The 13888-nt window shown below is 72.6% G+C and carries 9 protein-coding genes and 1 riboswitch; of the genes, 4 read left to right on the top strand and 5 right to left on the bottom strand.

The features are described from left to right. Positions 1–30: 30 nt before the first annotated feature. From Ari01nite_RS03445 to Ari01nite_RS03435, 3 genes are read left to right on the top strand one after another with little or no spacing between them, the layout of a single operon-like run. Positions 31–1410 carry a lipopolysaccharide biosynthesis protein gene (locus Ari01nite_RS03445; protein WP_239162446.1) on the top strand — a complete coding sequence of 460 codons (1380 nt, stop codon included), beginning with the start codon at positions 31–33 and terminating at the stop codon, positions 1408–1410. Then, positions 1407–2645, top strand: coding sequence for a glycosyltransferase family 4 protein (locus Ari01nite_RS03440; protein ID WP_203779167.1), 1239 nt, complete (start codon positions 1407–1409; stop codon positions 2643–2645). The genes Ari01nite_RS03445 and Ari01nite_RS03440 overlap by 4 nt, the downstream gene beginning before the upstream one ends. Then, positions 2623–3885 carry a glycosyltransferase gene (locus tag Ari01nite_RS03435; RefSeq protein ID WP_239162445.1) on the top strand — a complete coding sequence of 421 codons (1263 nt, stop codon included), beginning with the start codon at positions 2623–2625 and terminating at the stop codon, positions 3883–3885. Before Ari01nite_RS03440 ends, Ari01nite_RS03435 begins: the two co-directional genes overlap by 23 nt. Here the strand turns inward: Ari01nite_RS03435 and Ari01nite_RS03430 are convergent. From Ari01nite_RS03430 to Ari01nite_RS03415, 4 genes are all read right to left on the bottom strand, one after another. Beyond that, positions 3819–5315: a glycoside hydrolase family 5 protein gene (locus Ari01nite_RS03430; protein ID WP_239162444.1), complete on the bottom strand. Its 1497-nt coding sequence runs from the start codon at positions 5313–5315 to the stop codon at positions 3819–3821. The genes Ari01nite_RS03435 and Ari01nite_RS03430 overlap by 67 nt on opposite strands. A gap of 131 nt (positions 5316–5446) precedes the next feature. Beyond that, positions 5447–6946, bottom strand: a complete 1500-nt coding sequence (locus Ari01nite_RS03425; protein ID WP_203779166.1) for a precorrin-2 C(20)-methyltransferase — start codon at positions 6944–6946, stop codon at positions 5447–5449. A 2-nt stretch (positions 6947–6948) separates the two neighbouring features. Next, positions 6949–7566 (bottom strand): precorrin-8X methylmutase, encoded by a 618-nt coding sequence (locus Ari01nite_RS03420; RefSeq protein WP_438872120.1) that lies wholly within the window; start codon positions 7564–7566, stop codon positions 6949–6951. 8 nt (positions 7567–7574) lie between these two features. Then, positions 7575–8858 (bottom strand): ferredoxin-like domain-containing protein, encoded by a 1284-nt coding sequence (locus tag Ari01nite_RS03415; RefSeq protein WP_239162442.1) that lies wholly within the window; start codon positions 8856–8858, stop codon positions 7575–7577. A 119-nt stretch (positions 8859–8977) separates the two neighbouring features. Next, a riboswitch (cobalamin riboswitch) is annotated at positions 8978–9060 on the top strand. Between the two features lie 50 nt (positions 9061–9110). Between Ari01nite_RS03415 and cobN the strand changes: the two genes are divergently transcribed. Next, positions 9111–12776: a cobaltochelatase subunit CobN gene (gene cobN, locus Ari01nite_RS03410; RefSeq protein WP_203779162.1), complete on the top strand. Its 3666-nt coding sequence runs from the start codon at positions 9111–9113 to the stop codon at positions 12774–12776. Between the two features lie 362 nt (positions 12777–13138). Here cobN and cobF read toward each other — a convergent pair whose 3' ends face one another. Continuing rightward, positions 13139–13888: a precorrin-6A synthase (deacetylating) gene (gene cobF, locus Ari01nite_RS03405; RefSeq protein ID WP_203779160.1), complete on the bottom strand. Its 750-nt coding sequence runs from the start codon at positions 13886–13888 to the stop codon at positions 13139–13141.

Below are 13888 nucleotides of genomic sequence, written 5' to 3'. Positions count from 1 at the left end.
GACTCGTTGGCCCGCAACAGCGTCCTGATCATGGCGAGCACGGTGGGCACCGGCGGGCTCGGCTACCTGTACTGGATGGTGGCGGCCCGCGAGGTGCCCGGCATCGAGATCGGCACGGCCACCGCGCTGATCTCCGCGGCCACCGTGATCAGCATGGTGGCCAACCTGGGCATCGGGCACATGTTCATCCAGCGGCTGCCGGCCAGCGAGGCGCCGCAGTGGTCCCGGATCGTCAGCGCCGGCCTGCTGGTCGGCTGCCTGGTCACCGCCGGTGCCGCGGGCGCCGCAGTGGTGGCGCTGCCCGGGCTGGCCGGCAATTTCGCGTTCCTGACCGGCCCGGCGGCCGCGGCCGGACTGGTCGCCACGGCCGTCGCGCTGACCGCGTCCACCCTGCTCGACTACGTCTATGTGGCGCACCGGGCCAGCCACGGCATGCTGTGGCGCAACCTGAGCCTGGCCGGCGGCAAGGTGCTGGCGCTGGCCGCGCTCACCGCCGCGGGCATGACCACCGCGGTCGCCGTGGTGCTCGCCTGGACCGTGCCGTCGCTGCTGGTCACCGCGTACACGCTGCGCCGCGGCCTGCCCCGGCTGCGGCCCGGGTGCCGGCTGCGCGGCACCGGGGTGGGCGCCGAACTGCCCTTCGTGCGCCGCTCGCTCACCGGGCACCACCTGGTCAACCTGTGCCAGGCCGGACCGAGCGCGGTGCTGCCGGTGCTGGTCACCGCCCGCCTCGGCACGGCCGAGAACGCGCACTTCTACGTCGCCTGGATGACCGCGTCGGTGCTGTTCATGGTGTCGCCCGCGGTGGCCTCGGCGCTGTACGCGGAACGCACCAACGCGGCCGAGGCACGCTCCGCCTCGCTGCCCCGGGCCGCCCTCGTGGTGCTCGTCGTGATCGGCCTGCCGGCGCTGGTGCTGTTCCTGTTCGGCGGCCGGATCCTGGCGCTGTTCAGCCCGGCGTACGAGGCCGGCGGCGGGCTCCTGCTCAAGCTGCTGGTGCTGGCCGCGATCCCGGACGCGATCACGAACCTCGCGGTGGCGCACTGGCGCTCGCAGGGCGCGCTGGCCCGCTGCGTACGGCTCAATCTGGTGATGGCCGCGGTCTGCCTGACCCTGACCTGGGTGTGGCTGCCGTCGGCCGGCATCGAGGCGGCCGGCCTGGCCTGGCTGGCCGGGCAGACCGCGGGCGCGCTCGGGGTGGCCGGCTACGCGCTGCGCCGCCGCCGGCAACGCCGCCTGTCCGCGCTGCGCCGCCTCCCGTCCGGCCGTACTCCGCGGGTGCCCCGGCCGCACCGGCCCTCGTCGCATCCGGCCGCGTTCCCGGGCCGGACCGCGCTCCCCTTCCGGCGGCAGACCCGCCGGTCCGCGCGCCACACCCGCCCCCGTTCACGATCTTGGAGAGTTCCGTGAGGATTCTGCACCTGGCCAACCTCTACGCGCCCGTGATCGGCGGGCTCGAGCGCAGCATCGCCACCAGCAGCGAGGAACTGGTGCGCCGGGGGCACGACGTCACCGTGCTCACCCTGGCCACGCCGCGGACCGCCGCCGAGGAGAACCGCAACGGCGTCCGGGTGGTGCGGGTCCGCAGCCTGGCCACCGCGCTGCTGCCCGGGATGAACCAGGACCCGGGCAAGCCGTTCCACCCGACCGCACCCGACCCGCTGACCACCGCGGCGATCCGCCGGGAACTGCGCGCCGGCCGGTACGACGTGGTGCACAGCCACGACTGGCTGATGTACAGCTACCTGCCGCTGCGGTTCGGCCGGGACGGGCTCCCGCACGTGCACACCGCGCACGACTTCGGCCTCACCTGCGTCAAGAAGACGTTTGCCCGGGACGGCCGCACCTGCGCCGGACCCCGGTTGGCCAAGTGCCTGCCGTGCGCCGGCGGGCAGTACGGCCGGCCCAAGGCGGCGGCGCTGGCCGCGGCGCTGCGCAGCCACCGGCACCGCGGCATCGACGCGCTCACCGCGATCTCGCCGTCGGTGGCCGCCGCGCTCGGCCAGGCCCGGCTGCCCGCGGGTCTGCCGGTGCGGGTGGTGTCCAGCCTGGTCCCGGACGGTCTCGACGAACTGGCCCGGAACACGGCCCGGCCGGCCTGGCTGCCGGACCGGCCGTACCTGCTGTTCGTCGGCGCGCTCGGCCCGCACAAGGGCGTGGACGTGCTGTTCGAGGCGTACCGCCGGCTGGTGGCCGGATGGCAGGCCGCCGAGCCCGCGCCCCGCCTGGTCTGCATCGGGACCCCGCGCCCGGACACCCCGCCGATCCCGCCCGGTGTGCTGGTGCGGCACAACGTCCCGCACGCCGAGGTGATGGCCGCCTGGCACGGCGCCGCGGCCGGGATCGTGCCGTCGATCGCCGAGGCCATGGGCCAGGTGGCGGTCGAGGCGCTGCTGGCCCGCACCCCGCTGATCGCGTCCCGCACCGGCGGGCTGGCCGACATGATCCGCGACGGCGAGAGCGGCCTGCACGTGCCGGCCGGGCACGTGGACTCGCTGGTCGCGGCGCTGCACCGGGTGCTCACCGAACCGGGGCTGGCCGACCGGCTGCGCTCGGCCGGCTATCGGCGCGGGCTCGACTACACCGCGGCCCGCGTGGTGCCGCAGATCGAGGAGGTCTACCGTGCCTGCATCGCCCCCGCCTGACCGCGACACCGCCCGGATCATGGTGGTCGGCTCCGGCTGGCGGTTCCTGTCCGGGATCAGCTACTACACCTGCCGGCTGGCCAACGCGCTCGGTGCCCGGCACGACGTCGGGGCGATCCTGATGCGACGGTTGCTGCCGGCCCGGCTCTATCCGGGGCGCAAGCGGGTCGGGCAGCGCCTCAGCGAGCTGCGGTACGCCGAGGGCATGCCGGTCTTCGACGGTATCGACTGGTGGGGTCTGCCGAGCCTGGTCCGGGCGGTGCGCTTCCTGCGCCGGTTCCGGCCGGACGTGCTGGTGCTGCAGTGGTGGACGGGCGCGGTGCTGCACTCGTACCTGGTGCTCTGTCTCGCGGCCCGGCTGGCCGGCACCCGCGTGGTGCTCGAGTTCCACGAGGTCCAGGACACCGGCGAGGCGCGCATGCGGTGGGCGGCGCGCTACGTGCGGGCACTGATCAAGCCGCTGCTGCGGCGGACCGACGGCGTGGTGGTCCACTCACGCTTCGACCGGGAGGCATTGCAGGAGGCGTACGCCCTCGGCAGTGTGCCCGTGGAAGTCGCGTTGCACGGACCCTTCGACCACCACGCGATGCAGAGTTCGCCCGCGGCGGAAAACCCCAGAAAGAATTTGCCGGCCGCACGCCGGCCCGCAACTCCCGGGGAGTGCCGGCTGCTTTTCTTCGGCACCATCCGGCCGTACAAGGGACTCGAGGATTTGATCTCGGCTTTTGCCCTGCTTCCGGCCGGCTATCGGCTGACCGTGGTGGGCGAGACCTGGGAGGGCTGGACGCTGCCGGCCGAACTGATCGCGGCCTCTCCGGCGGCGGACCGGATCGCGTTCGTGAACCGGTACGTGACCGACGCCGAAGTGGACGGGTTCTTCGCGGCGGCGGACCTGGTGGTGCTGCCGTACCGGCGCAGTTCGGCCAGCGGGCCGCTGCACATCGCGATGAGCCACGGCCTGCCGGTGGTGGTCACCGCGGTGGGCGGGCTGGTCGAGGCGGCCGAACGCTACACCGGCACCCGGTTCACCGAGCCCGGACAGCCGGAAGCGCTGGCCTCCGCGATTCTCCAGGCCAGCGCTCTGACCGGCCGGCGGCACACCGATCCGTCCTCCTGGGAGCAGACCGTGGCCGCCTACGACCGGCTGCTCGCCAGGCTCGGTGTGCTGCCCGCTCAGGACACGCTCATCGCCACGTCGTCGAACCAGACGGTGCCCTTGTTGTCGCCCGACTTGAGGTGAATCTGGATGCTGGCCGAGTTGGCCGGGGCCACCCCCGTCACCACCAGGCGGGTCCAGTTCGTGGTGCCGGCCGGCAGCGCCGCCGAGGACACCCCGCCCAGCCACTTGTCGTTGGCGTCGAACCAGCTCAGCGCGATCTGGCTGGCACCGGTGGCGGCGTTGCCCCGGGCCCACACCTCACCGCGCCAGGTCTGGCCCGGCTGCACCGGTGCGATCGGGGCGACCCGGTACGACGGTGAGCCGGCCGAGGTCTTGCCGGTGTTGGTGAGGCTGACCGACCATTTGCCGGTGCGGACCGCCGACTGCGTCTTGACCGCCAGGCCCAACTCGGGCATGAAGGCGCGCCACGGGGTCTGCCCGGCGGCCGCCTCGAAGCTGTTGTCGAGCAGGTTGGCGGGCATCGCGGTGCCGGTGAACCCGGCCTTGACCACGGCCGCGGCCGGCTTGGCGGACCCGTTGGTCCGGTAGAGGCCGTAGTAGTACTGGGCGGGCAGCTTGGCGACGTTCGACTCGGGGATCGAGCCGCTGGCGAAGTCGGTCAGCGTCCACGGCGAGACCGAGCGCACGCCGGCCACCTCGGCCGCCCGGAAGACCCGGGCCAGGAACGCGGCCTGCTCGCCCTCGGTGTACTGGAGGGTGCTCAGGCCCACCTCGCCGATCACCATTGGGCTGGGCGCCACGGTGGCCTTCGCCTTTCCGATCACCGAGAGGGCGCGTTCCGAGTTCCCGTAGAAGTGGAAGTCGTAGTAGTTCAGCGGGGTCGCGGCGAGCGCGGTCTTGATCTGGGCCATGCCGGCGGCGCCGGACTGGCCGTCCACCGAGAAGGTCAGCGGCATGGTCGGCGCCACCGCGCGAACGGCCGGGACGATCTTCTGGGCCCAGGCCACGGCGGCGGTGTTCGTGGGGTTGAACTCGTTCTGGAGCTCGACCGAGATGACCCGCGGGTCGTTCCGGTACGGCTTCAGGATGGCGGTGGCCCAGGCGGTGCTGCCGGTCACGTCGGTGTACCCGCCCCACCAGTCGAACAGGGTGAACTTGACGCTCAGCCCGCGGGCGGCGGCCATGGTGACGAAGTTCGCCAGCCTGGCGGTGTACTCCGCCTTGGGCGTCGGGTAGCCGAACGTGTGCGGGAAGATGATGGCCCGCACGCTGGTGGCACCGAGCGCGTCGGCCTTGGCCAGGTCAGCGTCGATCTTGGCGGTGTCGAAGTTGCTCCACATCCGCGACCAGCCGGCCGTGGACGGGTAGTAGTTGATCTGCTTAGCGGTCTGCACGGCCGCCAGGCGGCTCGCCAGGGTGGGTGCGGTCGTCACGCTCGTGGTCGCGGTCTTGACGGGGGCCTTCGCTGCCCCCGCGGCGACGGCCGGGGAGGTGAGCCCGAGCAAGACTGTCGAGGCGACGACGGCGATGCGGCGGGAGAGGAGCTTCACGGGGCGGGCCTTGTCCTTCGGTCTGATGTTTCTTCAGTGGCGGCCCCTCCATTCGGCTGCGGATTTCTGGTGACGAGACTTGCTGATTGCATCGACGGTGTGCTTCGGTTGCGGCCCGGTTGCCGCGGCGGCTAAGCCCCGGCCGGGTAGTGCCGCGGGGTGTAAACCTGGGTGGTTCCGTCGGAGCGGGCGACCGTGCGCGTCTGCGACGAACCGATCAGCAGCAGGCAGCGCATGTCGACGGTCGACGGCTCCAGGCCGGCCAGCGTGGTGACCCGGACGGATTCGGTGGGCCCGCCGACGTCCCGCCCGATCACCACCGGGGTGTCGGGCGCCCGGAGACCGAGCAGCACCTCCCGGGCGCGGACGAGTTGCCCGGTGCGCGTCCGGGAGGCCGGGTTGTAGATCGCGATGACCAGGTCGGCGGCCGCCGCGGCCGCCAGCCGCTGCTCGATCACCGCCCACGGCTTGAGCCGGTCCGAGAGCGAGAGAACGCAGAAGTCGTGCCCGAGCGGCGCGCCGGCCCGCGAGGCGACGGCCTGGGCGGCGGTGAGTCCCGGCACGACGCGGACCGGGACGTCCTTCCACTCCGGGTCCTCGCTGACCTCGAGGACGGCGGCCGCCATCGCGAACACGCCCGGATCGCCGGACGAGATGACGGCGACCCGGCGGCCGCGCTTGGCGAGGTCGAGGGCGAAGGCGGCCCGCTCGGCCTCGACACGGTTGTCGGAGGGGTGGCGGCGCTGCCCGGGCCGGGCCGCGACCCGGTCGAGGTACGGGCCGTACCCGATCAGGTCGTCGGCGGCGGCGATGGCGGCCCGGGCATCCGGAGTGAGCCATCGGGGGTCGCCCGGACCCAGCCCGATCACGGTCACCTCGCCCGCACCGCCGTCGCCGGGCTCACCGAAGGCGGCGGCGGCCGGACTCGGCAACAGCGCCAGGGAGAAGTAGGGGACCGACTCCGGGTCCACCTCGGTGACCGGGGCCGTGCGTTCCTCCGCGGTGGTGGCCCGCTCCACATACCAGGCGTCCGGGAGGCGGCCGGCGCGTTCCAGGGCGTCGCGGACGTTCGGGAAGGTGCGGCCCAGCTTCATCACGGCAGCCGAGTCGGTGCCGGCCAGATGCGCGGCGAGTTCGGCGGCGGGCAGGGTGCCGGGCAGGATGGTGAGCACCTCGTCGCGTTCCATCAGCGGCCGGCCCAGCGCGGCCGAGGCCGCGCTCACCGAGGTGACGCCCGGGACCACGGTGGCGTCGTAGCGCGGGGCGAGCCGTTTGTGCATGTGCATGTAGGAGCCGTAGAAGAACGGATCGCCCTCGGCCAGCACCACCACGTCGCGCCCGGCGTCCAGGTGGGCGGCGAGCTTGGCGGCCGACTCGGCGTAGAAGTCGTCGATCGCCCCCTGATAGCCGCCGGGGTGATCGGTGGTCTCGGTGGTGATCGGATAGATGAGGGCTTCCTCGATCTGACCATCATGGAGGTACGCCGCGGCGATCGCGCGCGCGTTGCTGCGACCGTGCCGCGCCGCGTGGTAGGCCACCACGCCGGCCGCCGAGATCAGCCGGGCGGCCTTCACCGTGATCAGCTCCGGGTCGCCGGGTCCCACCCCCACGCCGTACAGCCGTCCGGGCACGCTCACTCCTCCTCCGACGCGAGGGCGTTGACCGCCGCCGCGGTCATGGCGCTGCCGCCCCGGCGCCCCCGCACGATCAGGTGGTCCAGCCCCGAGGCGGCCAGTGCCTCCTTGGACTCGGCCGCCCCGATGAACCCGACCGGAATCCCCAGCACGGCAGCCGGCCGGGGCGCGCCGGCCGCAACGAGTTCGAGCAGCCGGAACAACGCGGTGGGCGCATTACCCACGGCCACCACGGCCCCGTCGAGCCGATCGCCCCAGAGTTCCAGCGCCGCCGCACTGCGGGTGGTCCCGAGTTGCGCGGCCAGCTCCGGCACCGAAGGGTCCCGCAGCGTGCAGATCACCTCGTTGCCGGCCGGCAGCCGCTTCCGCGTGATCCCCGAAGCCACCATCTCGGCGTCACACAGAATCGGCGCACCACCTCGCAGTGCCTTGCCGGCCACCGCGGCGACCTGCGGGCTGTACCCGACGTCCCGCACCAGATCGACCATCCCGCACGCGTGAATCATCCGGACCACGACCCGAGCCACATCCGGGGGCAGCCCCGAGAGGTCGGCCTCGGCCCGGATGGTGGCGAAGGACCGCCGGTAGATCTCCGCACCGTCCCGCTCGTATTCCAGTTCCACCGTCATCTCCTCCGCGCCGCCGCCACCAGGTCCGCAAGCCGATCCGTCCCGCTCCCGCCCGGGTCACCCGCCGGGGTTGCGGGGGCGCCGCCACCGTCGAGAACGGTCACCGACCAGCCGGTGGGGGTGGCCTCGACCCGCACGTGCGGGGTGGCGGGGGAGCCGCAGCCCCGGGCGCAGCCGGTCCAGTGGACGGGGCGGCCGTCGACGAAACGGGTGGCGGCCGTGGCGGTGGCCCGGACGTCGGCCAGGGACCTGGCGCAGCCCGGGCGGCCGGCGCAGGCGGTCACGCCGGACCAGCGCGAACCCGGTTCGACCGGCAGGCCGATCTCGGCGAGTGCGGGGAGCCAGCCGGCCGCTTCCTTGGGCGACAAATCGGGCAGCAGGATGCCGCGCCACGGAGTGACCACCAGTTCGCCGGCTCGGGCCAGGACGGTTGTCTGCGCGGTGGTCAGGCGGCCCAGCGGGACCATCGCCCCGGCGGCCTGGCGGCCGTCGGGCTGGGCCAGGAGGCCGATCGAGGGCTCGGGTGCGGCGGGTTCGGGCGGTGGGCCGGCGGCAAGGGGGGTGCCCAGCCTTTCGGCGGTGTGGGCGGCGACCCTCGCCGGGCCGTCCGGCAACTCGGACAGACGCCAGGCCGGTGCGTCGGCGCGGAGGTCGAGGAAAGCGCGGGCGGCGATCAGCAGGGCCGGCACCACCTGGGCCGCGGTGACCCGCAGGCCGGGGTCGGCGCCCGCGAAGAGAATGGCGAAGGACGGACTCGGACCAACGCGAGTATCCGGAAGGCCGGGCGGATCGGCGGGCGTCCCAGCGGAGTGCGGTTCGGCGGCGCGGACCGGGATGGCGGCCAGGTCGGCGGCCACCGGCACGGCGCCTATCGCGAACAGGAAACGGCCGGGCAGGGCGGCCAGCGCCGGGTCGGCGCACAACGCCCGGTCGAGGACCCGGACCAAGGTCCGCAGGTAGGGCTCGGCCACGGGCGGGGCGGCTATGTTGCGTACCACCTCATGGGTCGGGGACGGCAGCAGGCCGGACTCGGCCAGACGACTCGCCAAGGCTGCCGGATCTGCCCGGTCAAGTGCGCGTATTTGGATGTTTGCCCGGGAGGTGAGTTCCAGGTGGGTGTCGCCCCACTCGGCCGCGATCGTCGCCAGGGCCGACAGCTGGGAGCCGGACAGGCGGCCGCCGGGCAGGCGGATGCGGGCCAGCGGGCCGTCGGCCGCGGTGTGCAGCCGCAGGGCGCCGGGGCAGGCATCGATGTCGGACTGGCGGATCGGGGGAGGCACGGCCCGGATACTACGGAGCCCCACCGACCGGAACGCACCCTCGGGTCGGCATAGTCACACGGCTTGACGGGGAGTGGCGCGGGCCGGAAGGGTGGGAAGCCACGAGCGGCGACGCCGCGGAGGAAGCCGGTGCGAGTCCGGCGCGGTCCCGCCACTGTCACCGGTCCCCACTGCGTAGCGAGGGGCCGGGAGCCAGGAACTCCGGTCGCCGTGATCCTTCGACCCGGGGCGCGGACCCCGAGGGGAGCGCGCGTGTTCCTGTTGCTGTCGACCTCCGACACCGACCTGCTCAGCGGCCGGGCCAGCGGCGCCGGGTGGCGGCTGGCCAACCCCGCCCGGGTCACCGTGGGCGATCTGCCCGCGCTTCTCGAGGGCATGGACCTGGTGGTCGTACGCATCCTCGGTGGTCGCCGGGCCTGGGAGGAGGGGCTCGACCTGCTGCTCGCCGGGCCGATTCCGGTCGTGGTGCTGGGCGGCGAGCAGGCGCCGGACGCCGACCTCATGAAGCTGTCCACGGTGGCGGCGGGGGTGGCGGCCGAGGCGCACCGATATCTGGCGTACGGGGGAGCGGGCAACCTGGCGGCGCTGCACGCGTTCCTGTCCGACACCGTGCTGTTGACCGGGTACGGGTTTGCGGCACCAGCCGAGGCGCCGGAGTGGGGGGTGCTGGAGCGTCCGGCGGCGGCGGGGGACGGGCCGGTGGTCGCGGTGCTCTACTACCGGGCCCACCACATGGCCGGGAACACGGCGTTTGTCGAGGCGCTGTGCCGGCAGATCGAGGCGAAGGGTGCGCGGCCGCTGCCGATCTTCACGGCCTCGCTGCGTACGGCATCCGAGAATTTGCTCGCCGAACTGCGCAAGGCGGATGCCCTGGTCGTCACGGTGCTCGCCGCCGGTGGGACAAAACCCGCGACGGCTTCGGCGGGCGGCGACGACGAAGCCTGGGACGTGGGCGTGCTGGCCGGCCTGGACGTGCCGATCCTCCAGGGGCTTTGCCTGACCAGCGGGCGGGCGGCCTGGGAGGCGAGCGACGACGGGCTGTCCCCACTGGACGCGGCGACCCAGGTGGCGATCCCGGAGTTCGACGGACGGATCATCACGGTGCCGTTCTCGTTCAAGGAGTTCGACGAGGACGGGCTTTCGGTGTACGTGGCGGACGACGAGCGGGCGGCCCGGGTGGCCGGGATCGCGGTGGCGCACGCGCGGCTGCGGCACATCCCGCCGGCCGAGCGTCGCGTCGCGCTGATGCTCTCGGCCTACCCGACCAAGCATTCCCGGATCGGCAACGCGGTGGGCCTGGACACGCCCGCGTCGACGGTGGCGCTGCTGGCCGCGATGCGCGAGCACGGCTACCGGACCGGTTCGTTCGGCGACTACGACGGCGACGGCCTGATCCACGCGCTGATCGCGGCCGGCGGGCAGGATCCGGACTGGCTCACCGAGGAGCAACTGAGCGGCAATCCGGTGCGGATTCCGGCGTCGCGCTATGCCGCCTTTTTCGCGACGCTGCCGGCCGACCTGCAGAAGAGCGTTCAAGACCATTGGGGTACGCCGCCAGGCGAGCTCTACGTGGACGGCGGCGACATCGTGCTGGCCGCGCTACGTGACGAAAACCTGGTGGTCATGGTGCAGCCGCCGCGCGGTTTCGGCGCCAACCCGGTGGCCGTCTACCACGACCCGGACCTGCCGCCGAGCCACCACTACCTGGCGGCCTACCGCTGGCTGGCCGACGAGTTCGGCGCGCACGCGGTGGTGCACGTGGGCAAGCACGGCAACCTGGAATGGCTGCCCGGCAAGAACGTGGGCATGTCGGCCTCGGACGGCACCGACGCGGCGCTGGGCGACCTGCCGCTGATCTACCCGTTCCTGGTGAACGACCCGGGCGAGGGCACCCAGGCCAAGCGCCGAGCGCACGCCACCCTGGTCGATCACCTGATCCCGCCGATGGCCCGGGCCGAGTCCTACGGCGACATCGCCCGCCTGGAGCAACTGCTGGACGAACACGCCACGATTGCGACGCTCGACCCGGCGAAGCTGCCGGCGATCCGCGCCCAGATCTGGACCCTGATCCAGGCCGCCCGGATGGACCACGACCTGGGCCAGGAGTCGCGGCCCGGCGACGAGGAGTTCGACGAGTTCATCCTGCACATCGACGGCTGGCTGTGCGAGGTGAAGGACGCCCAGATCCGCGACGGCCTGCACGTGCTGGGCCAGGCGCCGGTCGGCGAGGCCCGGGTAAATCTGGTGCTGGCGATGCTGCGGGCCCGGCAGATGTGGGCGGGCAAGGTGGCGGCACTGCCGGGGTTGCGGGAAGCGCTCGGCTTGGCGGAGGATGCCTCGGCCGCCGAGACGGATCGGGTCGAGGAGCGGGCGCGGGCCCTGGTCAGCGCGATGGAGGCGCAGTGCTGGCCCACCGACATTTCCGAAATTTCGGAAATCGTCGCGACGGCTGATGCTGCGACGGCTGATGCTGCGACGGCTGATGCTGCGGGGGCGGGTGCTGCGGGGGCGGGTGCTGCGACGTCGGGTGCTGCGACGTCGGGTGCTGCGACGTCGGGTGCTGCGGGGGCGCCGGGTGCGGACGTTGCGCGGGTGCTGGCGTTTGCTGCCGCGGAGATCGTGCCCCGGCTGGCGCGGACCACTGACGAGATCGGCAACGTGCTGCATGCGCTCGGGGGTGGGTATGTGCCGGCGGGGCCTAGTGGGTCGCCGCTGCGTGGGCTGATCAATGTGTTGCCTACCGGGCGCAACTTCTACTCGGTGGATCCCAAGGCCATTCCCAGCGCACTCGCCTGGGAGACCGGGCAGGCGATGGCCGAGTCGCTGCTGGCGCGCTATCGGGCCGATCATGGAGACTGGCCCCGGTCGGTGGGGCTGTCGGCGTGGGGCACCAGTGCGATGCGGACGGCCGGGGACGACATTGCGGAGATCCTGGCGCTCATCGGGGTGCGGCCGGTGTGGGACGCGGCGTCGCGGCGGGTCACCGGGCTGGAAGCCATCTCCCGGGACGAGCTGGGGCGGCCGCGGATCGACGTCACGGTGCGGATCTCGGGGTTCTTCCGGGACGCGTTTCCGCATGTGGTGGCGCTGCTCGACGATGCGTTCCGGATGGTGGCCGAGATCGACGAGCCGGACAACTTCGTGCGGGTGCACGCGCTGCGCGACCGGGCCGAGCACGGGGACTGGCGGCGGGCGACGATGCGGATTTTCGGGTCGCGGCCGGGGGCGTACGGTGCCGGAATTTTGCCTTTGATCGACAGCCGGAACTGGCGGGATGACCGCGACCTGGCGGAGGTGTATGCGGTCTGGGGTGGATTCGGGTACGGGCGAGGGCTGGACGGGGTGCCGGCGCGCGCGGACATGGAGAACGCGTATCGGCGAATCGACGTGGCCGCCAAGAACATCGACACGCGCGAGCACGACATCGCCGACTCGGACGACTACTTCCAGTACCACGGCGGCATGATCGCCACGGTGCGCGCGTTGACCGGGCGCGCGCCCGCCGCGTACATCGGCGACTCCACCAACCCGGACCAGGCACGGACCCGCAGCCTGACCGAGGAGACCGCGCGGATCTTCCGCGCCCGGGTGGTGAACCCGCGCTGGATCGCCGCGATGCGCCGGCACGGCTACAAGGGCGCGTTCGAACTGGCCGCCACGGTCGACTACCTGTTCGGCTTCGACGCCACCGCCGGCGTGGTCACCGACTACATGTACGAGCAACTGGCCGCGACCTATGTGCTCGACCCGGAGAACCAGAAGTTCCTGACCCAGTCGAACCCGTGGGCCCTGCACGGCATCACCGAACGGTTGCTGGAGGCGGCCGAGCGCAAGCTGTGGGAGTCGCCGGAGCCGGAGACGCTGACCGCGCTGCAGGAGGTCTTCCTGGCGACGGAGGGTGACTTGGAGGACAGCTGAGGCGTCCGGCGCGCCTTGGTCGGCAAGCACGTCGGCGTCCACCCGAACGCTTCCGCATGCTGGGAGCCTGCCGCCGGATCGTCCCGGGTAGCCGGCACGATCGCCACGCGTGGGGCGCGGCTCGGGACATGAGCGATTCGTCAGACTTCCGGCATCGCCGCGACCCGAACGTCGCCGACGGCGGACCACCCTCCCGTCCCCGTCCCACCACGTGGCCTACCGTCCCGCAATGCGGCAACCCGCGTAGAACATATCCGACAGATGCTGCCTTAACCGGGCACCCATGGGTCGTCCGCGCTCGATCTCGTCGATCTGCTGTCATTGCGGTGGGTGGCGGGGCGGTTGGGGCACGGGATCGGGCGTTAGTCGGGGCGGCGTAGCAGGTAGGTGTCCATTATCCAGCCGTGTTGAGCTCGGGCGGCGGCTCGGGTTTTGAGGATTTCGTCGGCGACCTCGGACACCTGGCCGGAGCGCAGGATTTCGTCGGGGGTGCCCACGTAGGCGCCCCAGTGGATCTCGGCTTCGGGGTGGGCGGTGAAAGCCTGCTGGGCGTCCAGCATGACGACCACGTCGGGGACGCCCTCGGGCCAGCCCTCGGCGAGGCGGCGGCCCGTCGTCACCTGGAACGGCTGGCCGACCCGGTTGAGGCCGATTTTGTGTTTCGCCGCCAGGGCCGACACGCTGCTGATGCCGGGGATCACCTCGTACTCGAAAAGGGTTTGGCCCCTGGTCAGGATCTCGTCGAGGATCGCGATCGTGGAGTCGTAGAGGGACGGGTCGCCCCAGACCAGGAAGCTGCCCGTCTCGCCGTCCATCAGGTGTTCGCTGATCAGCGCCTCGGTGACCGCGGAGCGGCGGTGGCGCCAGTCGGCGACGGTGCCCTCGTAGTCCTGCGGGGCGCGGTCGCGGCTGGGGTCGGCGGCCTCGGCTATGCGGCGGCTGGGTTTCGCGTACGCCTTCATGAGGCGGCGCCGCAGCTCGATCATGCTGTCCTTGGCCTCGCCCTTGTCGAGCAGGAAGAAGACGTCGGTCCGGCCGATCGCCTTGGCGGCCTGCAGAGTGAGGTGGTCGGGGTCGCCGGCGCCGATGCCGATCACATAGATCTTTCGCAC

The organism is Paractinoplanes rishiriensis (assembly GCF_016862375.1).
Classification (GTDB): domain Bacteria; phylum Actinomycetota; class Actinomycetes; order Mycobacteriales; family Micromonosporaceae; genus Actinoplanes; species Actinoplanes rishiriensis.
The sequence above is the reverse complement of the archived record's forward strand: the minus strand, read 5'-3'. Positions and strand labels throughout refer to the sequence as shown.

Excerpts from the sequence above, each read along its gene's own strand:
- Ari01nite_RS03445 (WP_239162446.1), top strand. The coding sequence starts at position 31 with ATGGCGAGCACGGTGGGCACCGGCGGGCTCGGCTACCTGTACTGGATG.